The 21,129-nt window shown below is 55.6% G+C and carries 13 protein-coding genes and 1 tRNA gene; 4 read left to right on the top strand and 10 right to left on the bottom strand.

The features are described from left to right. Positions 1 to 67 precede the first annotated feature (67 nt). On the bottom strand, positions 68 to 721 hold the full coding sequence (locus IEW09_RS06840; RefSeq protein WP_229739154.1) for an HAD family hydrolase: 654 nt from the start codon (positions 719 to 721) through the stop codon (positions 68 to 70). 50 nt (positions 722 to 771) lie between these two features. Here IEW09_RS06840 and IEW09_RS06835 point away from each other — a divergent pair, with 50 nt between their 5' ends. Further along, on the top strand, positions 772 to 1,938 hold the full coding sequence (locus IEW09_RS06835) for a pyridoxal phosphate-dependent aminotransferase (protein ID WP_188553451.1): 1,167 nt from the start codon (positions 772 to 774) through the stop codon (positions 1,936 to 1,938). 62 nt (positions 1,939 to 2,000) lie between these two features. On the opposite strand, the gene IEW09_RS06830 is transcribed toward IEW09_RS06835, so the two are convergent. The 4 genes from IEW09_RS06830 to IEW09_RS06815 all read right to left on the bottom strand — a co-directional run bounded on the left by IEW09_RS06830 (position 2,001) and on the right by IEW09_RS06815 (position 5,807). After that, positions 2,001 to 2,627 (bottom strand): MBL fold metallo-hydrolase, encoded by a 627-nt coding sequence (locus tag IEW09_RS06830; RefSeq protein ID WP_188553450.1) that lies wholly within the window; start codon positions 2,625 to 2,627, stop codon positions 2,001 to 2,003. Between the two features lie 93 nt (positions 2,628 to 2,720). Next, a complete protein-coding gene (gene secG, locus IEW09_RS06825) occupies positions 2,721 to 3,017 on the bottom strand; it encodes a preprotein translocase subunit SecG (RefSeq protein WP_188553449.1) in 297 nt (98 codons plus the stop codon). 41 nt (positions 3,018 to 3,058) lie between these two features. Next, a tRNA-Leu gene (locus IEW09_RS06820) sits at positions 3,059 to 3,143 on the bottom strand. A 225-nt stretch (positions 3,144 to 3,368) separates the two neighbouring features. After that, complete coding sequence (locus IEW09_RS06815; RefSeq protein WP_188553448.1) at positions 3,369 to 5,807, bottom strand: Orn/Lys/Arg family decarboxylase; 2,439 nt, start codon at positions 5,805 to 5,807, stop codon at positions 3,369 to 3,371. Positions 5,808 to 6,209: 402 nt separating this feature from the next. Here IEW09_RS06815 and IEW09_RS06810 point away from each other — a divergent pair, with 402 nt between their 5' ends. Then, a complete protein-coding gene (locus IEW09_RS06810; protein ID WP_188553447.1) occupies positions 6,210 to 9,866 on the top strand; it encodes a TonB-dependent receptor in 3,657 nt (1,218 codons plus the stop codon). A gap of 64 nt (positions 9,867 to 9,930) precedes the next feature. Here IEW09_RS06810 and IEW09_RS06805 read toward each other — a convergent pair whose 3' ends face one another. Both IEW09_RS06805 and IEW09_RS06800 read right to left on the bottom strand, forming a co-directional pair. Further along, positions 9,931 to 10,464, bottom strand: coding sequence for an RNA polymerase sigma factor (locus tag IEW09_RS06805; RefSeq protein ID WP_188553446.1), 534 nt, complete (start codon positions 10,462 to 10,464; stop codon positions 9,931 to 9,933). 233 nt (positions 10,465 to 10,697) lie between these two features. Next, on the bottom strand, positions 10,698 to 11,420 hold the full coding sequence (locus IEW09_RS06800) for an HAD family hydrolase (RefSeq protein ID WP_188553445.1): 723 nt from the start codon (positions 11,418 to 11,420) through the stop codon (positions 10,698 to 10,700). A 117-nt stretch (positions 11,421 to 11,537) separates the two neighbouring features. Here IEW09_RS06800 and IEW09_RS06795 point away from each other — a divergent pair, with 117 nt between their 5' ends. Beyond that, positions 11,538 to 13,904 (top strand): hypothetical protein, encoded by a 2,367-nt coding sequence (locus IEW09_RS06795; RefSeq protein WP_188553444.1) that lies wholly within the window; start codon positions 11,538 to 11,540, stop codon positions 13,902 to 13,904. A 102-nt stretch (positions 13,905 to 14,006) separates the two neighbouring features. Continuing rightward, the gene (locus IEW09_RS06790; RefSeq protein ID WP_188553443.1) at positions 14,007 to 15,056 is read left to right on the top strand and encodes a LacI family DNA-binding transcriptional regulator; all 1,050 of its coding nucleotides are present in this window, start codon (positions 14,007 to 14,009) and stop codon (positions 15,054 to 15,056) included. A gap of 16 nt (positions 15,057 to 15,072) precedes the next feature. On the opposite strand, the gene IEW09_RS06785 is transcribed toward IEW09_RS06790, so the two are convergent. From IEW09_RS06785 to IEW09_RS06775, 3 genes are all read right to left on the bottom strand, one after another. Beyond that, on the bottom strand, positions 15,073 to 16,221 hold the full coding sequence (locus IEW09_RS06785; protein ID WP_188553442.1) for a tetratricopeptide repeat protein: 1,149 nt from the start codon (positions 16,219 to 16,221) through the stop codon (positions 15,073 to 15,075). Positions 16,222 to 16,312: 91 nt separating this feature from the next. Next, positions 16,313 to 19,786 carry a TonB-dependent receptor gene (locus IEW09_RS06780; protein ID WP_188553441.1) on the bottom strand — a complete coding sequence of 1,158 codons (3,474 nt, stop codon included), beginning with the start codon at positions 19,784 to 19,786 and terminating at the stop codon, positions 16,313 to 16,315. 412 nt (positions 19,787 to 20,198) lie between these two features. Next, positions 20,199 to 21,092, bottom strand: a complete 894-nt coding sequence (locus IEW09_RS06775) for a sugar phosphate isomerase/epimerase family protein (protein WP_229739153.1) — start codon at positions 21,090 to 21,092, stop codon at positions 20,199 to 20,201. Between the last annotated feature and the right edge of the window lie 37 nt (positions 21,093 to 21,129).

Below are 21,129 nucleotides of genomic sequence, written 5' to 3'. Positions count from 1 at the left end.
ATTAGTCTTTTTCTTTAATAATTTCTAACTGTAGTAATGTGACTGTCCCAATATGGGAATAACAACGCTAGACGATGGTGGCTGTCGGAGATAAATCGAGCAGCGAATCGAGATGGCGGCGGCGCAACTCTTGTTCGAACGCCGGGTGGTCGAGGTGGTATTGGATGGCCTGCATGCCGACGGCTTCCGCGGCCTCGATGTTCTCGATCTTGTCGTCGATGAAGAGAATCTGCGATGGGTCGGTGGCGAGACCTTCGGCAGCACAGCGGTAAATGGCGGTCTCGGGTTTGGCGAGCTTTAGTGAGTGTGACCAGACGCAGTGGTCAAAGCCGCCGATCCAGTCGAACTTTGCGACGAGACCTTCGGCCATGGCGTCGCCAATGTTGGAGAGGATGCCGGTGCGGACGCCTGCGCGTTGCAGTTGCTGTGCCCACTCGACCATCGGCTGGTTAAGTCGTGACCAGAGATTGACGTCGGCGGCGATCAGCGCAGCGATCTGCTCGGGGGTAAAGGTGGTTCCAGAGCCAGCAGCCACCGCCTGCCAGTAGGTGTGCTTATTGAGCGTGTCACGGTCGTAGTCGTGGCGGTACGCCCAGTACTCGCGACGGAAATCGGCTTCGGAGAGGCCGCTGAGGTTGAGCATCTGCTGCCAGACGGCGGGGTCGGCGGACAGGGAGAGGACCTGGCCGAAGTCGAAGAGGACTGCTTTGATTGAGCTCATAGGTGAGCTCTTATTGTAGGCGATGGCCATGAATTGATTAGCATGGTGAGGTGAGCCTTCGATTTTCTGCGCGTACAGGTTGGGATGTTGGGGAGAGCAGCTTTGCTGCTGCGATTCGCGAGGCGCGGCTGGCAGGGCGGCGGCTCTATGACCTGACGATCTCGAACCCTACGGTCTGCGGATTCAGCTATGACGCTGCTGCAATTCTGTCTCCGCTGAGCGACATCGATGCTCTGACGTACGATCCTGACGCTCGGGGGATGAGGTCGTCGCGGGAGGCGGTAGACGGGTACTACCGGGGGCATGGTGCTGTGGTCGATCCCGATGCGCTGGTGCTAACCACAAGCACAAGCGAAGGGTACGGCTATCTGTTCCGGCTGCTCTGCGATGCGGGCGACGAGATACTGGTGGCGCAGCCAAGCTATCCGCTCTTTGACTTTCTCGCCGACCTTGAAGATGTGAAGCTGAGACCCTATCCGCTGTTCTATGACTACGGATGGTGGATCGATTTTGCTGAACTCGAGCGGCGCATCGGGCCGAGGACACGGGCCATCGTGGTGGTGCATCCCAATAATCCAACCGGGCATGGAACCAAAGCTGTCGAACGACGCAGGCTTGAAGCGATCTGCGCGCAGCATGGGCTGGCGCTGATTGTCGACGAGGTCTTCCTCGACTTCTCGCTGGAGCGGACGGATACGGAGGAGCTGGTCAGCTTTGCGGTGGGTTCGCATCCGGTCTTGACCTTCGTGTTAAGCGGGATGAGCAAGATCGCCGGCCTGCCACAGATGAAGGCGGCCTGGATCGCCGGGTTCGGGCCTGAGGAGGTTCGCCAGGAGGCGATGGCGCGGCTGGAGGTCATTGCCGATACGTTTCTGTCGATGAATGCTCCGGTGCAGAGGGCGCTGCCTTTGTGGCTTGCGGGACGGGAGGGAATTCAGCGGCAGATTCTGGAGCGGGTGCAAACGAATCTGGCCTGCGCTGAAGAAGCGGGGTTGGAGGTCCTGCGGGTGGAGGCTGGATGGTGTGCCATTCTGCGGCTACCGAGAGGCGGCGATGTAGCAGAGGAGCTATTACATGAGTGTGGAGTGATCGTGCATCCGGGATCGTTCTATGGAATCGCCGAGAGCGGGCGAGTGGTGGTCAGCTTGATCGGCCCTTCCGAGGATTTTGCTGCTGGAGTAAGGCAGATTGCTGGAGCCATAAATGGAACCAAGTAAGTAATTAGCTTGCAGGGCTCGCATCATGTGCTTCTCGAGAGTTCACGCTGTATCTCATTGATTTATTGGAGAAATGGATTTGAGTCTCTTTCGGTGCCAATGGTAGTTTTGGCTCCATGCCCGGGGATGACGGTTACCTCGTCAGGCAGGGTAAGCAAGGACTCGTGGATCGATTGGATGAGCTTCTGAGTATTGCCTCCGGGCAGGTCGGTGCGGCCTACGGAGCCGGCGAAGAGGGTATCCCCGGCCAGGAGTAGAGCCTGCTTGGGAAGATAGAGACAGACGCTGCCTTCGGTGTGTCCGGGGGTATGGAGGATGGAGCCGGTCAAGCCTGTGATGGAGATGGTCTGGCCGTCTTCGAGGCTGGCGTCGGGAGGGGCTACGTCAGGCGTGGCGATGCCGAGCCATCCGGCCTGGACGTCCATCATTTTGACCAGGGGCAGGTCGTTTTGGTTGTAGAGGATAGGTGCTCCGGTGAGCTGCTTGAGGCGTTGCGCTCCGGCGATATGGTCGATGTGAGCGTGGGTGACGACGATCTGCTTGACGGTAAGCTGATGCTTTTCAAGAGTGCTTACAATGCGGGAGATATTGTCGCCGGGATCGACCACGATGGCCTCATGCGAGACTTCGTCGCCAAGGATGGAGCAGTTGCACTGGAGCGGGCCTACGATGAGGATTTCGTGGATCATGGATTAAGACTAATAGTTTGTGCGGTCGATAGCGGAGTGACAGCATGAAAAAAGCGCGAGCCAATGGCCCGCGCTTTTCAAGCTTGAGGAAGCCTATTTCTTCGGAGCGGTCTGGGTGACAGGATGACCGGCGCCGGAGAGGACGGAGTGATCGCCACTCGAACGGGAGAGCATGACCGTGAGGCTGATGGAGGTGATCATGAAGAGCACAGCCGACCATGCGGTGAGCTTGGTGAGCAGCGTGGCTGCGCCGCGAGGGCCGAAAGCTGTCTGCGAACCCTGTCCGCCAAAGGCGCCTGCGAGGTCTGCCGAGCTACCCTGCTGCAGCAGAATGATGCCTACGATGAAGAACGAGACGAGGATGTGGATGACAAGGACGAAATAGAGCATCGGAGTAGCTTTGCGACCTTCTTAAGCCAGAATGTTTGGATTGGTGCGGAGGAGGGGACTTGAACCCCTATGCCTTGCGGCGCTAGCACCTCAAGCTAGTGCGTCTGCCAATTTCGCCACCTCCGCATTGTTTCTCTTACGTTGGTACGCGAGAGGTGCGGTAAGCAATCCGAGACTTAGTATAGCATCCCATTCGCAGATTTTGGTGCGCGATCTGGTTCATGCGTATGGATGTTATCGAGCCTTTTTGCTGCCTGCTGTGGAAAGAACTTTCTGGATCGTTGCTCATGAGGGTGCTGCGAACAGCGATCCAGAGGCTTTGGTTTCAGTTCAGTGAAGGAGGAAGCGAAGCTACTCCCTTACCAGAGGATTGAGAGTGGAATGCGCAAGGCTCTCCGGCGACGGCTTTGGCTTGCGCGGCTTTTTGACCGGTGGAGCGGAGCTGGGTGGGCGATGCTTGCCGTTGCCGTTGCGCCGCTTATTGGCGGCCTCGACGACACTACGCATCCAGTAGTTGCCATCGGAGTCGACCTCGACACCGTGGACCTCGCGCTCGAAGCCGGGGAAGCGCTTGCCAAACTCTTCCATGGCGAGGATGAGCCGGATGACGGGGCTGTCGGCTCCGCCAAAGCGCTCGCCGGGCATGGACATGGGAATGCCGGGAGGGTAGGGAACCAGCATGACGGCAGCGATACGGCCGGGCATGTCGGTGAAGCGTATCTTCTCGGTCTCGTTGCGCAGCAGTTTCTGATAGGTCTGCGCAGGCGTAAGCACGGGGTCGAAGTCCTCGTCGCAGGCCTCGCCGACGAGGTTGGCGAGACGAAGCTGCATCATGACGGCGTGCATCTCGTCGCTCAACTCTTTGAGGGTGACGTTGCGATAGCGGTTGGGATACTTCGCGACCAGTTCGGGCAGCGCCTCTTCGAGAGGAGCTTCGCTGTCGTAGAGGCGCTTGAACTCGAAGAGGTTTTCGAGCAGGCTGCCCCACTTGCCCTTGGAGGTTCCGACCGAGAAGAGGACGAGCACGGTGTAGTCGCCGGTGCGGGCGATCTCGACGCGGCGACTGTCGAGGAACTCGGTGAGGATAGCCGCGGGGATGCCAGATTCTGCCACCTTGCCCTGAGCATTGACGCCGGGCATAAGGATGGTGACCTTGGTCGGGTCGAGCATGCAGTACTCGTCGGCGATGTCTTCGCTCTGGAAACCGTGCCAGTCTTCGCCCGGCTTTAGCGTCCAGCAGTGCGGATCAGTGGCGAGCAGCTCGTCCGGGGCCTCTTCAAAGAGGTGTGTCTCGCCAGTCGTGGAGTCGATGACCTGCTCGGGCTGGAAGAGGCGGAAGAACCAGCCGCCTTCCTCGTCGGCGGCGCGAAGTCGGTGCGCGACCGACGACATGGCCTTGCGAAAGGTGATGGCGTCCTGAATGGTCTCGTCCATGAGCGTAGGACCGGCGGGCTCGTCCATCATTGCGGCAGCGACGTCGAGCGATGCGATCAGCGGATAGAACGGAGAGGTTGTCCCGTGCATCATGAAGGACTCGTTGAACTGGTCGAAGTCGAGCGGAGCGCGAGGGCTGAGCTTGATATGGACCATCGAGCCCATGGAGAAGGCCGCGAGCATCTTGTGCGTCGACTGCACCGAGAACAAGGTGGGCCGATCGGGCATATCATCGGGGACACCCATCGCGTAGCGGCCGCGGTAGATATCGTGGAACTTGGCGTAGGCGTACCAGGCCTCGTCGAAGTGGACGCGAGGGACGGACTTTGAGAGCTCGGTGACCACTTTATTGACGTCGTAGCAGAGGCCGTCATAGGTGGAGTTGGTGACGACGGCATAGGTCGGATTCTGATTGGGCACGCCGGTACAGAGGGGGCTCTTGTCGATGAGGCCGCGAATGAACTCGGGGCTGAAACGCTTGATGGGGACAAGTCCAATCATGCCGTAGCCGTTACGCGTGGGCTTCATATACACAGGGCGCGCGCCGGTGACGGTGAGCGAGTGACAGATGGACTTGTGACAGTTGGCATCGGCGAGGACGATGTCGTCCTGCGCGATGACACCGTGGCCCACAATTTGATTTGAGGTCGACGACCCGCCGAGGACGTAGAAGGTCCAGTCGGCGCCGAAGATACGCGCGGCGTTGCGTTCGGACTCGCCCGGAGGCCCAATGTGGTCGAGCCACGAGCCGAGTTGCGAGGTCGAGATGCCGAGGTCGGAGCGCATGATGTTCTCGCCGAAGAAGCGCTGGAACTCCATGCCGACTGGATGCTTCAGAAACGCCACGCCGCCCATGTGGCCGGGCGCGTCCCACGAGTAGGCTCCCTGATCGTTGTACTTTTTCAACTCGCGGAAGTAGGGAGGCAGAAGCTGCTCGTGGTAGCGTTCGACGGCGAAGTCGACGCGGTTCGCGATGAAGGCCGGAGTATCGCCGAAGAGGTGGATGTATTCGTGCACCTGCTTAACGACTTCGAGTGGGAGTTCGCTGACGAGGGTGCGGTCGGCGATGAGGAAGATAGGAATCTTCTTATTGCGATGACGGACAGCGCGGAGAATTTTCAGCGCGGCGCGCTCGTCGAACTGGTTGTCGCCCTCGAGGTCCCAGTCCAGCAGGATCGCGCTGTGCGATGGGTCTGAGGTGACAAGGGACAGACCATCCTCCGGCGTCGAGGTGCGGACGACCTCGTAGCCCTCTTGTTTGATGGCATCGACTAAACGTTCCATGGCCCGGTCGGAGACGGAATCGGTGCCACCCACTTCACTCGCAATCAATAAAACCCAACGACCTTCGTTCATACACCTCTCACTTCTCGTTTCAATGTTACAGGGAGTTTCCGGTGGAGATACACAAGGGGGTATCGAAGAAAATTTTGTGTACTGCAAGTGAAAATTCAGAGGGCAGCAGCAGAGACATTTTTACGCTGAACGGCGCTGATAGAGGACAAGAGCAAAACCCGCTGTCAGACTCACGCTTTGATCAAAATGGCTCGATACAGTCTTTTCATTCGCCTAGCTCTAATTTGTTGGAAGCGATTACATAATCGTAAACATTGATAAATCTTGACTTGACAAGGGTAGCTCTCGCCATCATTATGGCTATGCATTTTTTCCAAACTTTCACACACGGTCTGGAGTTTTTGCGCTCAGTCATTGATTCGTACCTAAAACAAATTAGTAAAGATAAATACGGGGCCATACATGCATAGATTCTTCCGAGGGAACAACGTAGGTGTTGTATTGGGCTGGGCAGTATTTCTTCTAACCATCTGCTGGGGAGGGGCAGGATTTGCACAGGACGTCCGCGCGACCATCGGTGGGCGCGTAACCGATCCCCAGGGGTCAGTCATTCGTGGAGCAGCGATCTCCGTCATCTCCAACGATACGAACGTGGCGCGTACTACGGTCACGAACGACAAAGGCCTGTGGCAGATTCAATTGCTACTGCCGGGCAAGTATCACTTCACGATTGCATCTCCGGGATTTCGTTCGGAAAAGCGTGTAGGCATCACGCTGCAGGCCGCCGATGTGAAGCAGTTCGACATGCAGTTGGCGGTCGGGTCTGAGGCGCAGACGGTCACGGTCACGTCGGAGACTCCGCTGATCGATACGACGGCGGCAACCTCGGGGACTGTAGTTACCCGGCGCGAGCTCGACGATCTGCCGACACAGTCTCATGTGCCGACGTTGTTTGCCACGCTGGCTCCTGGTGTTGTGCAGCGCGAGCAGGGGTCGAACGTTGCTCGTGGCTGGTCCAACGATGCGGCATCGCAGTTCACCGCAAATGGCGGCCGCAACGATACCAACTCGAATAACTTTCAACTGGACGGTATGCCCAATACTAAGACGGGCGGCGATATCGACTTTATTCCGCCGATGGACAGCGTGCAGGAGTTTCGCGTGCAGACCAATGCCTACGATGCGTCGATCGGGCGTCAGGCCGGTGCGACCATCAACATGGAGACGCGAGGCGGAGGTAAGCAGTATCACGGCGTTCTGTATGAGTACAACCAGAACAACTTTCTCAACGCCAATCTCTACCAGAACAATTTGATCGGCTTAACGACTCCGTCCGTTCACTTCAACCAGTTTGGAGGCACGTTTGGCGGACCGGTGAGGTTGCCAAAGATCTACAACGGAAGAGACCGCACGTTCTTCTTCTTTGCCTTCGACAAGACCATCAACACTAATCCGCTGCCGAGCACGCTTTCGCTGCCTACGGCGCTCGAGCGTACAGGAGATTTCAGCCAGTCCTTCACGACCCAGGTCGTCAGCGGAAACCGCGTTACCTATCCGATCAATATCTACAACCCGTTCCAGGTCGACTCGAAGGGCAACCGCAAACAGTTTGGTGGAAACGTGATTACGCCTAGTCTGCTCGATCCGGTTGCGAAAAATATCCTCGCTTACATTCCGCTGCCCAATACAGCGGGAGATGGTACGTCGACGGACTCCAATAACTTCGTCTCGCCGGCGACACGACAGGACACATATCCGGTCATTGCTGTACGCGTCGACCAGAACTGGAATAATTCGCAGCACAGCTTCGTCACTGTCAACTGGGATCATCTGTCGGAGTTCAGCGGCAACAACTTTGGCACTGTTGCCAGTGGCAGCAATCTCTTTCGCACGTCGAAGCGAGTCGGTATCGACCATGTATGGACGTTGGGGGACAGCAGAGTCCTTTCCATGCACTACACGCTTAACCGTTATGAGAGCCCTTCCTCGAGCAACGGCGCCGGTTTCGATCCAACGAAGCTAGGCTTCTCGCAGGCGTTTACTTCGCAACTTGTGAAGCCTTCGTTCCCCTACATCAAGGGAGTAGCGGGGGACTTCGGCACTACGAACGCGTCGTCATACAGCATGGACACGTATCACACCTGGGCCGCAACTCTTACCCAGATCTACAAGACACACACCTTCCGCTTCGGCGGTGAGTTCTGGATCTTGCAGAATGCCGCGGGAAATCTTGGCAACCAGGGCGAGTTTGACTTCACCAGTACATGGACGCAGCAGAACGCACTCGTCTCTGGGGGCACGGGCAACGGGAGCACCTTTGCTGCCTTCCTGCTGGGGCTGCCCTCTGGTGGTAACGTGCCTGTGAACGCGACTGCCTTCTACTCGCAGCACTACATCGCAGGCTTTTTTCAGGACGATTGGCGTCTGACGCCGAAACTGACGGTGAATCTCGGCATGCGCTGGGACCTGGAACAGCCGATCACCGAGCGTCACAATCGCCTGACGGACCGATTCGATCCGACTGTCATCAATCCTGTCAGCAACTCGGCACAGGCCTCCTACGCCAGCATTATGGCGAACAATCAATCCAACGCCGGTGTACAGATTCTTAACCAGCTTTTGCCTTCCTCTGCCTTCAAGGTCATGGGAGCGCAGTTGTTCGCAGGAGTCAACGGAACGCCGCGCACGCCGGTCGATCCGGACTATCACGAGTGGCAGCCTCGCGCCGGTTTTGCTTACAAGATCGCGCCGAATGCTGTTCTTCGCGGTGGCTTCGGACGCTTTACCCAGGCCAGTTTTGTGACCGGCGGACAGAACGGCTTCTCGCGTACGACCGCTCTGATCACATCGCAGGACAATAACCTGACGCCCTATGACACGCTCTCCAATCCATTTCATAGTGGCATTTTGCAACCGACGGGTTCTTCGCTTGGGCCGTTGACGAACCTCGGACAGGGAGTCAACTGGGACGATCCCAACCTCAACCGCATGTACTCGTGGGAGTATTCGCTGCATCTGCAACAGCAATATGGAAGCTGGCTCTTCGAGATCGGATACTCGCACAATAAGACCTACAACATTCCGTGGACGTGGAATGAAAACGAGCCCAGCTTCGCGTTGTGGAAGCAGTTGCAACAACCTGTCTTCGATGCCAACGGACGTCCCGGCGATATTCTGCCGTGGAACACGCTGCTTCCCAATCCCTTCTACCAGTTGCCGAATGTAACCGGTACGATCGCCAGCAGCAAGAACGTAACCGTCAACCAGTTGCTCAATCCCATTCCACTGTTGGGCGCGATCAACCAGAACCGACCCACGGGCAAGAACGGATACGACGCTCTGCAGACCAAGATTGAGCGCCGCTATTCAAACGGGCTCTCGTTGATTACCGCCTTTAGTTGGTCGAAGCTCTTTGAAGATACCGCGTTCCTGGGGCCTCAGATTGCAGGCCCCAAGGTTGAGCACAAGCTCGGCGGAGAAGATCGTCCCTATGTTCTCGCTCTCACCGGAATATGGGATCTTCCCTTTGGACGTGGTCGCCAGTGGGGCGGATCGCTGTCCCGCCCGTTGGATATGCTGGTCGGTGGATGGGAGATCACAGGGAATTACTCGGCCAGCTCCGGCGTTCCTGTCGTCTTTTCGACGGACTCTTTCTACAGCGGGCAGAGTGCTGCACTCACGGGCAAGCAGCGAACCCTGAAGCGCTGGTTCGATACCAGCCAGTTTGTCGCCTTTCCCAACCGGAATACCGACATCTCAACCTATCCCGCGTGGACGGGCATACAGCAGATGCCGGGTGCCGGCTACAAACCGCCTAAAGGAGATACGATCCGCAACGGCGTCTATCAAGATTTTGCCGCATATATCCGCAACTATCCGACCCGTTGGGGAAATATTCGCCAGCAGGGAGTCAGCGAACTGGTGGTTGGCCTCTATAAGAACTTTGCTATCAACTCCACTACTCGCTTTCAACTCCGTTTCGATGCGTTCAATGCTCTGAATCACCCACGCTTCGGCGCACCGGATACGAACCCCAACGACTCGAACTTCGGAGCCGTTACCCTGCAGCAGATCAACCAGGCTCGCACAGTTGAACTCGGCGGCAAGTTCTACTTCTGATAGAAGGTCATGGCTTCGGGCCGAGATAACATATCCGGCTCGGAGCTATGACGAACGATGCCGATCAGGGACAGGTACAGTCGATGCAGCCGTGCTTGGCGCAGGTACGGCAGGTCTGAATGAGCTGCTTTTTGAGTGCCTGACGAGCGCGATGAGCGCGGACGGATGCATTCGCCGGAGTGATGCCTGATTTCTTCGCGAACGAGTCAATGGAGTTCTCGGCAAGATCGACATCGCGGATGATCTCGCTGTAAGCGGGCTTGAGTGTTGCAAGGACATTGTCGATGCACTGGCAGACAATCTGCTGGGTCGTTGCATCGGGTTGCGTCTCGGTGATGAGGTCCTTGGCCCATTGCTCGAGCGCACGATCTTCGGCAGCGCGATGGCGATAGTGATCGATCACGGCGTTGCGCAGAATGCGATAGAACCAGGCGACGGCAGACTCGCCTTTGTTGAGCGTGGAAGCCTTTTCCATGGCGCGGATGTAAGCCGCCTGGATGATGTCTTCAGCAATAACACGGGAGCTGACACGGTTTTCGACGAAGCGGAGAAACTGCTTTCTTTGGTCGATAAGGCCGGCGATAACTTCGGTTTGCATGATGGAACAAGTCTTTCAGGTGCGGTGTGGATCGCTCCACACCGCACCATGATGGTTGATTAGTGAGATTACGAGCAAGGGCAGCCAGGTCCGCAGGGGCAATCCAGTCCGCAAGGGCATAGGTATGTATTCATTTCCATTCTCCTTTTTGCCGGACTGTTATGTCCGACACTGTAGCTGACGGATGAGGCTCGCAGATCTTACAGTTTTGAAGTCTGGAAGAGAAAATTAGGCTAGAAGTGACGAGTCAGGTCTGCGAAGTGCGCGAGTTCGAGAAGCTGCCGGTCTGCGGGCGGATGGTCGATATTCTCGCGTTCGAGTGCCCAGGTAAAGTCATGCGGGATGAAGATGGCGTTGAGCCCGGCAGCAAAGGCAGGGTTGATGTCAGACTTGGGACTATTGCCGATCATCCACGTGGTGCAACCTTCGCAGCCATGATGCGCCGAGAGGCTGCGATACGCCGCGTTGTGCTTTTCAGGTAGCACTTCGACGGCGCTGAAGTGCGGCGCAAGACCAGAGCGTTGAAGCTTATCGCTCTGTTCGGCATGGTCTCCCTTGGTGACGAGGATGAGACGATGGCGCGTGGCGAGCTCGGCAAGAGTCTCAGCTACGTGGGGAAGCAACTCGATCTCCTGGTCGGCGATGGATTGGGCAAAGCTGACGATGCGTGCGTGCTTGTCCGGTGTAATGGGGCGATCGGTAAGCTGCTCGAAGCAGGTGATAAGCGATTGGCGAAAGCTGTTTAAACCATAGCCGCGCGAGGCGATGGTCGCGCGTTCGACGCAGTTGAGGCGCTCGCGAACTTGTTCGGCGTTATAGATGCGATGGTCGAGATAAGAGATGAAAGAAGCGATCGCCCGCTCAAAATAGATGTTGTTCTCCCAGAGGGTATCGTCTGCGTCGATGAGCAGGGTCTGATTGGCCGGGTAGCGGGCGGGTTGGGCTTTGCGACTCACTGGGGCTGATTATAAGACCGATCTTGCGACAGGGCGAGAGTTGCATAAAGTATCGCAAACGAAGCGATCCTGCATCTCACCTATCGGATCAATAAAATGACGGAAGAGGGCTCTGTTATGAAACTGGTGCAATGCGGATGGATAGTGGGTGCAATGTTAATGTTGAGCTACGGCGCGGTGGCGCAGACCCAGGATGCAGCCCGGGAGGGGGCGCCACAAACTCAGGTCTTCCACAACTCTTCCAGCATCAATCAAGACCACAGCGTCTCCATCGCACAACGATTTACCTTCGATCAGTTCGATCCTCATCACCTCATCGCGCATAACAATCTCTACGAGTTCAATACGCCGGGCTATAACTGGGGGAACGCCGGCGGCTGGAGCGTGCAGATTGGAACTTCATCGACCGGGACCTTCAACACCCGCGGCATCGGGCAGATGAGTGTCTCCAACGCTGTGAAGCACGCTACAGGCGACTTTGCCGCGCAATATACCTATGCCTTTACGGATGGAGGTGTGACTGCTCAGTCTGACGAGGGCTTTGCGCTCGATACCCGCCAGGGCGGCGAGACCGACAAGTGGTTTCACGGAACCGCGGCCGAGGGTGCCACTGCTGGAACAACTCTCTTGCCGGTTACCTATGTCGCCGGCTCGCAATCGCAGCAGACAACTACCGACGGCGCTTACATGCTGGATATCAGCAAGGGAAAGATCTCCGGCATCGTGACCGGAGAGGAGACTCTGGTTAAGGGCACTTCGGTGCATGTTATCCCGGTCTCGGCCACACTGCCGGTATCGACTGGAATCGGAGTTGTGAATACGCCAATTCCACGGATCAAGGTTGAAAATACACCGGAGACAATTACGCTGACCGGCGTTCATCTGATTCGCGGCTCTTTTGTCACCGGCAAAGCCTGCCTCGCCGGAGGGTGGTATCCGGAGCAGGTCTTGATCACAAAGACAGAGACGGCTGCGAATGGAGTGCAGGATGTCACCATCGTCCACAAAAATCCCAATGGCACCGATGCGAATAACCCAACGTCGCTATGGCAGGGCGGACTCTGCGGACAGTATCTGAGCCTTGATCGAAATATCGCGCGCGATGGTTTCCCCACGAGCTATGAGGTTGTGGGTGCGACCGATTCGAGCCACCTGGCCTATATCTGGAACGTTAAGGGATTCACAAAACAGAATGTGCTCCGGGTGTATGAACCTCCCGTCAAGTTGAGAAACCTCTCAAGAAAGAACGGTGTCGTAACAGCAAGTTTTAGTCAGGCCAATGAACCCTACATCTTTAACCACGCCGCATCGGTTGTCATTGCAGGGGCAAGCGATCCTTCTTTAAATGGTACGGTTCATCAGCCTGCATATGATGACGACCTGAACCGCGACCTGCATTGGTCGCAGCCCGGACCGGACACAACCAGCCAGTCGGCTACGATCGACCTTCCATCTTCCTACTATGGTTTTCATCTCTATCCGGGCGCAGAGGTGCTGGGGCCAGAGGTCGCAGGCAGAGTTCCGTTGGAACCTAACTCGGTTGATTGGGCCCCCGGCGATATGATTGAGAACCCGCACAACCCTTCTTTTGAAATGGGAGCGAAGATGACAAGCGTGTATCAACACACGTTGCCCAACGGCACTAACTCCGGTGGCCAGCTATGGGCATTCATGGGGGCAGGAATTAGCGCAAATTACTATCCTTCAACGTGGAGGAATCTAAATCCTTGTCCTCTTTACATCGGATGCGGAGGAACGCTGGAGCCGATTCAGTGGAGCGTCTATGAAGGGCCGTATCGCGACCTTATTTATGCGAGGTCGGCTCCGCTGAATGCAGGAAGTCTGATCACAGTTGGATGTGACCTTAGGGGATGTAATCATCAGGCCCCTTATCAAATATTCCAGCTTCAAAATGGTGAGATGGACTATGACCCCTCCGATGGAAACTTTACGGTGCCGCAGATGTCAGCCAGCCTGTTTACGGGACATCTCAATGGGCCGCTGACGACGACGCAGATCGATCTGCAGGACCCGAGATCACCCGGCCAGGTGTTGACCATTACTAACTCCCACGGACAGGTTGTTATTAACTCACACGCTGTCGCAGGCGCACAGTCAACAGGTAGTTCAAACGCTTTAACTGTAGGGAGACCAACCGGAGGAGCGACCTCTTCCGCATCGCAGACACTTGCCACCGTGCTGCCTGGGGCTGCCAGTCGAGGTATAAGCGCGGCATGCGCTAAAGGGTACGTCTGCACCTCCGATCGTGGCCGCATTATCCTCGCCGCTGCTGCATCCGCGTCTGCGGGGACGATCGCAAGCGTACGGACTTCGTTGCCTGCGGGGACTATCTGTATCGCCACGCAAAACGGCGGCTCTACATTTTTAGGAATTGGCAGCGGAGATGAGAGTGCTCAGGGCTTTGATATTACGGCTGGAGTAGTTTGGCGTGGAGTAGTTACGATCGACTACAGTTGTCGTTAGAAGCTGGCAGGATGATTGAGGGGCGATACTTTTTAGTTTGTGCTCATATTTATGGAACCTAAACTATCCTGAGTGCGTAGGAAAGCGTAAGGAACTATAAAGATGAAAAAGGTATTCCCTCCTGCTCCAAAGCTAAGTGATGTCGCTCGTCTGGCCGGGGTAGGAAATGCGACCGTTTCGAGAGTCTTGAACGGTCACGTGCACGTCAGCGAAGAGGCAAATCGGCGCGTCAAGCAGGCGATCAGCGATCTCGGCTATAGTCCGAATCGGATCGCGCGAAGCCTCAAGGGCGCCACATCCGGAATTATAGGGATGCTTGTTCCCAGCATTTCGGACATGTTCTTTTCGCAGTGCGCCGAGGCCGTTGAGATTGTCGCTCGCAAGTATGACTCTCTGCTGATCGTGATGGCTTCTCATGACGATCCTCTGGTCGAGTTTGAGAACTTGCAGCAGTTGCTCCTTCACCAGATCGACGGGTTGATCCTGTCGTCGGCACAATCGCGCAACACGAAACTATATAAAGCACTTCGAGATGTAACGGTTCCAGTAGTCGGCCTGGACCGTCCTTTGCAGGAAGCAAACATCCCATCGGTGATCAGTGAAAACTTCGAAGGCGCAAAGGCCGCAACCAGCCATCTTATATCTCATGGTTACGACAAGGTTCTTTGCATCCATATCAAGCCGGAGTTATATCCCATTCAGGAACGACTACATGGATACACCGAGGCGATGAACGATGCCGGGCTTCAGCCGCTGCTCTATAAAGTTGAGAGCGCAGAGGATGCCGAGATGTGCCTGAAGAACCATCTCAGCTCTACTGACTCCAGGATTGCAGTCTTCGCAGCGAATAACCTTGCCGCTCGATTCACATGGGAGGCGGTCCGTACCCTGCATCTTGCTATCCCTCGGCAGGTTGCGATGGTCTGCTTCGACGACTTCGATCTGGCCGACAGCCTTACTCCGCCAATGAGCGTTGTGCAGCAGACGATTGACGACCTGGGACGCACTGCCGCAGAACTGCTCTTTCATCGCATGCGGAATGAGAGCAGGGAAGCTGCCTCGGCGCCGGTCGGCGATCCCGTTCGTTTCTCAACGCAGCTGATTATTCGAGAGTCCTGCGGCTGTCACCCGAACGGCATGTGCAAGTCCTGATCGATGCAAGGTCGCTCTATTGATTTGCGCGGATCACATCGGCCGCATGATTTTCTTCTTTAGCGTGCTCTGCCTGCAAGAGTTGTTTGAACTTTGCATCGGCCTCCGCAGCATGGGCAGAGTCTCCCAATGCCTTATAGGTTCTCGCCAGCAAGACCTGTATCGAAGGCTCGTCAGGAGCAGTCTTTTCAGCGCTGAGTAATTGAGGCAGCGCATCAGCCGCTTTACCGAGACGCAACAGTATCCTTGCTTTCTCGACACGAGCCTGGGCAAGAGCAGGACACGTCGCAAGAGCAGCATCAACCTGCTTCAAGGCATCGTCCGGCGAGGCATTCAACTCATCGAGAGAGTTTGCCAGCTTCCAATGCGCCAGGCAGTTACTCGCATCATGCTGAAGAATTGCCTCGAAGCTATCGCGTGCCTCGGCCCACTCGCCCGAGTTCCAGTAAGCATTGGCAAGATGCTCCATCGCTCCGCCATCGTTAGGAGCAACTTCGAGTGCCTTCTTATACTCGGCAATAGCTCCAGGAGTGTTCTTCATGCTCTCCATAATCTCGCCCGAAAGCTCGTGCGATAGCGGAGAGTTGGGATCGATAGCATGGACACGCTCAAAGGCCTGCTGTGAGAGTTGGAGCTGTAGTTTCCCGAGCAGATACCAGGCCTCCTGATCCTTAGGATCGCTACTGGTAAGGTGTCGAAGCTGCTGCACCGCCTCGTCGAGATTGTTCTGCTCCATCAGAGCATGCACCAGAGTAATCCGGGCAAATCTGTCATCTGGAAGCGACTTCAGCGCAGCCTCAAGAGAGCCTCTGGCCTTATCGAACGATCCCATCTGATAGTAGCTCGCGCCAAGAATAATCTCTGCCGGATGCATTGAAGGATCGATACGCAGCCCGCGCACGAGAACGGGAACCGCATCGCTGAAGCGTCCCATGTTGTAGTAAAGGCGTCCCAGGTTGTTGTAAGCCGCACCCAGCTTCGGATCAAGGCGAATGATCTTCAGGTAATCGGCAACAGCCGTATCGTTATCATTGGCTGCCTGCGCGGTGCGCGCATTCTGGTAGAGAGACTGCACTTCGGGGGAGACAGTTTGCTGCGCTGCCAGCATGGGCGCTCCACAGGTGACAAGGCTACAAGACAAGAGAAACGCAGCGATTGATTTCATAGAGGCTTCAGTATAAGTGGGCTTAGGTTGCAAAAGGAACCGGGCCGCGATGTGCCGCGACCCGGTGGTTTTGTGAAAGGGAACAGGATGCTTAGAAGGTGATTCTTCCGCTAAGCTGTCCTTGCCGCGCATTGTTCTGCTGACCGGATGGGACCAATCCATAGTTCGAAGTGTTGTCGATGTTCGAGTTTGGATTCTCGAAGTAGGTTCGATTCAATACGTTGAAGTAGTCCATTTGGAGAATGAAAGTTACTTTCTCTCCAAGTGCAAACTTCTTTCGTGCATTGATGTCTTCGTCATAGTTGCCGGGGTTTCTCAGTTCGCTATAGTTGCGAACTGCGTCTCCCAGAGTATAGGTCTTACTGGTGCTGGCAAAAGCGCCGGTGGAGAATACTTTCTGTACGCTCTGGCCATTGGCAAAAGTCAGATTATTATAGCCATTGGTCTTACGCGCTACGCCCTGCACTTCATTCGGACGATTGAAGCAACCAGAGCAGCCGAGAGGATTGTCGTTCTCCGATACACCGAAAGGTGTTCCGGTTTGATAGGAGAGAATGAAGCTGACCTGGATACCACCGAGAAGCTGGCCGGTAACTCCCTTATTGTTGACGAAGGACTTGCCAGGACCAATGGGTAATTCATAGGTTCCAGCAATCTTCGTGTTGTTGCGAATGTCATTACTTCCAACGGTCCACTCGGCTTTCTGGTTGTACTTGTTCTCCGGCAGCGACGCGAAGGTTGTAAAGCCGCTATCGACATTCGACATAGATTTCGACAACGTGTAGGAGGTTAGGAACGACAGGCCGTTCGAGAAGCGCTTTTCAGCACTGGCCTGCAGGCCGTTGTAGTTTGATGCTCCACTCAAGTCATAGTTGTTATAGACATTTGAGTACTGAGGGAACGGTGAAAGGGTATGGGCAACTGTAGCTGTTCCGCCTAGATCGGTTGCGTAGTTGGCATAAGGAGCTTTGATGCCTGCTGCGATTGCGTCAGAAGAGTTGATGTTTTCGTTCAACAGCGGACCCAGCGAAAGGATCGAAGGGTTCGGTTGGCTGAGAGGATTGAGCTGGCCATTGAGATGGACAGCGCGGTTTCCAACGTAGGCCACATTTACGAATGTGTTCCACGGCAACTGGCGCTGGACATTGATGTTCCACTGTTGAATATATGGGGCCATACCGTCCTTCTTTGGATCGAAGGCGCGGATCGTGGTTCCGATACCCAGAGCGGGGTTCAAGACACCGTTAGCTGGTGCCGGAATCGGATTATTATCCCATTCGCCGTAGCCGGTTGCATTGGTTCCTGGGCTGTTACGGTTGAAGGAGCCCTGCAGCAGATTGCCATAGCTGACGGCAACCTTGCTGGTGCCGTACTCATAGGCTCCGCCATCCAGGAAGGCTAAGCTGTAACCGCCCTGAATAACCGTCTTCTCGTTGATCATGTAAGCGAAACCCAGACGCGGACCAAAGTGCTTGTAATGAATATCGGCGTGATCGACGCCGGAGCACAGCGGGCAAGATCCAAACTGTGTCGCTTCGCCAAGCAGGTTTCCGGCTGATGGGTTCTGCTTGGTCGGATCGAGATAGACGATTTGGTTTTTGTTCTCAGTGAACGGCCGCATGATATCCCAGCGGAGTCCGACGTTGACCGTCAGCTTCGGCGTGACCTTAATATCGTCCTGAATATAGGGCGATATGGACAGGTTACGAAGCTTCAGTTCGTTTGCGAAGATGCGGTCTGTACTGTCAACTTCTCCCAGAAGGAAGCTGGCAAAAGCGCTTCCCGTAGAAGCAAATGCGCTGGTGCCATCAGGGTTCAAGGTTCCTGGAGGCGCTGCGGTTGTGTTATGGCTGAAGTTGATCTGTGCGGCGCAAGCCTGGCACTCATTGTCATCCTGATAGGTGCGACGGAACTCACCACCGATGTTGAATGTGTTACGGCCCTTGCTCCAGAGCCAGTTATTCACAATGGCAATGCCGAGCTTACGGTTGATTGACTGGACCCAACCGCTGCTGGTTCCCCAACTGGTTGGCGTGTACTGTCCGTCAAAGGTGACATTCGGAAAGACATCGCTGAGGGGATTGGCGACGACACCCGGAAAGGCGACGCCATGCTTCACATTGAACTGGTTGCCAATCTCTCCGATCCAGCCGATACCGGCGGTACCTACAAGGTGAGGCGTAACAGCGTTGGTGTAATTGAGTAGGAAGACGCTGCCGAGCGCCGGGTTGTTCTTGGCGCTTTGCAGGATATTCGTGGTCGGAACAATGGGATCATTGTCGAAGCCGGTGCTGTCATACGCGTTACGCCACTGGGCATAGTGAAGCGACTGAGTAGGCGTCAAATTATGGTCGATAACAAATCCCCAGACGTGCGCATCATTGGGAAATGCGTTGGGTGTAGCCGTCTTATTGCTGGAGAGGCCAGGACGATCTGGATCGGGAATGGATGGAAGTAGAGCGGTCGAAATAGAACTGAAGCGCCCTTGAGGAATCTTGTTGTTGGGAAAGGGAGCATGGGTTAGCGGGTCATAGATGGGGATGAGCTTACCGTTGCCGTCGACGAAGTCAGAGAAGTCGCCTGTCTTTTCTAAAGCTGTCGGAACGCTTCCAATGCTGTTGTTTGATACCGCCGTCTTTCCAAAATCAAGGGAGAAGTGGAAGAACGTGCGATCTTTGCCGTTATAGAGATGAGGGATGACAACCGGGCCTGCAACTGTGAAACCATAGTCGTTCTCGCGACCGATAGGGGTTTTGCTATTGAAGTAGCCCTTGGCGTCGAAGAACTCATTGCGATTGATGTAGAAGACATTGCCATGGAAGGCGTTGGTGCCAGATGCCATCTGATAGGTCATAGCACCCTGTGCCAAACCGTACTGTGCTGAGAAGGTGGAACGCTCGACGCGAGCCTGGTTCACCATGTCGAACGGAGGATTGAAACCGGTCTGGTAGCCTTCGGTCTCAGGCTGAGGAGCGGGAATACCATTGAAGACAACCTCGCTCTGGAAGTCCACGCCGCCGTTGATTCGTTTGGAGAAGCCGCTGCCCTGAACACCTGGTGCGAGGAAGGCGAGGCTGTCGATCTGCTTTCCGCGACCGCCACTGATCTCAAAAGGGAGAGCGTTCACAACCTCCGGTTCAACTGTGGTTCCGAGTTCGGGCTGTGTCGTGTTCAGCGAGATGAGCGGTGAGGTTACCTCAACGACCGTGTCGGAGCTGCCCGCATTGAGGGTCACATCGATGGTTTCTTCGGTACTGACCTCGACGTTGACGTCATTTTTGATCGATTTGCTAAAGCCCGCAGCGGTCACGGTAATTGTGTAGTGACCGGGGATGAGACCTCTTGTGGAATAAGTTCCAGCCGAGCCGGTGGTGGTCTTTGCGGTCTGTCCGGTGCTGATATTCGTTACGGTGACTGCTGCTCCCGGAACGACGGCGCCGCTATTGTCGGTTACGGTACCGGTTACGCCGCTCGATGCCTGCCCAAACCCTGGTTGCGTCGTCGCAAGCAGGAGGCAAAAGGTAAAGACGATCCCGGAAAGTGCAAGCTTTAAACTATTGCTCAAGAATAAGTTACAGCTTGAGCGCCGGAAGGGGGTGGTTTGTTGCATTTATGCTGCCTCCCAAAAAAGTGAAAAAACTAAGGTCTATGGCCAAATCGATCTTTAGCGCGAAAAACTGGAAACGATTCCAGTTGAGCCAATGTATCTACGTGAAAATCGAATGTCAATCAAAAGTTTGAAATTAATGTCCAGCCGGTGATTTAAATTGCGAAATTATGCTTCAAAGTGATCTTTTAAGGCACCTTTACCGGCACTGATCGAAAATTCATTGCGTCACCGGTTACGCCGGACGCGAAGATCGACTATGTCCCCGGGGGAGGTGGAGGGGAAGTTCCAAACGTCCGCAGCTACTCAAGCAGGCACGAAATTCTCCCAGAGCCACCCAGGGAAAATCCCGCGCCTGCGATCAGCCTGCCTAACCCAGACCCAGCTTGCGCATATAGTCTGCATCGACCTTCAGGGATTCCATGGGGGGCATGTCGAATCCCTCTTGTTCCACAAAGCAATGCTTCACGTGTCCAGTCTTCGCGGCAGCCTGCAGGATGGGGCGATAGTCGATGCTGCCTTGGCCCAGCTCTGCGATCACTGGCCGATTCGTATTCGAGAAGGGAGCTGAAGACTTTTTGAAGTCCTTCACGTGCAGCATTGAGATGCGCGTGGGATACCGTCGCAGGCAGGCAATCGGGTCGCCGCCTCCGACGATCACCCATCCGCAGTCCATCTCCATCGTCACCTTGGCCGGATCGGTTCTGCTCATCAACACATCGTACGGAACGACCCCATTGGTCTTGTGAAACTCCGCAATGTGGTTGTGATAGCCGAATTTAAGGCCTGCGGCGGTTACTTTTTCTCCAAACTTATTGAACTCATCCGCATTCCAGCGCCAGTCATCCAGAGTCATTTGATTGCCCCTGCTTGAGGGATCTTTGGGCGTAGGAGAAGAGCAGATGATGTACTTCACGCCCAATTCTTTGTTGAACGCAAGAATCTCGTCGAACTGCTTGTGCAGATCGCTCGAAGGATGGTGCGAGCTTACCAGGTTGAGCCCGGCATCCTGCATGGCCTGTTTCACCTCGGCAGCGCTGTGGCCAAAGTAGCCAGCCGCTTCGACCTCGCGATAGCCCAGTGCAGCAATCTGCTTCAGCGTGCCGGTATAGTCTTTCGGCAGCTGCTCGCGCACTGAGTAGAGTTGAATTGCCAGCGGCAGCCGCAGAGTCTGCGCAAACAACTCGGTGCTGTGCAGCAATGCCGAGCCTCCGATCATTGCTGCCGAGCCGGCCTTGAGAAAATCTCTTCGTGAGTGCTTCAAAATTAAACCTCTTTCTTGAATCTCAATGCGGTTGATG

It is taken from the genome of Edaphobacter dinghuensis (assembly GCF_014640335.1).
Lineage (GTDB): Bacteria > Acidobacteriota > Terriglobia > Terriglobales > Acidobacteriaceae > Edaphobacter > Edaphobacter dinghuensis.
The sequence above is the reverse complement of the archived record's forward strand: the minus strand, read 5'-3'. Positions and strand labels throughout refer to the sequence as shown.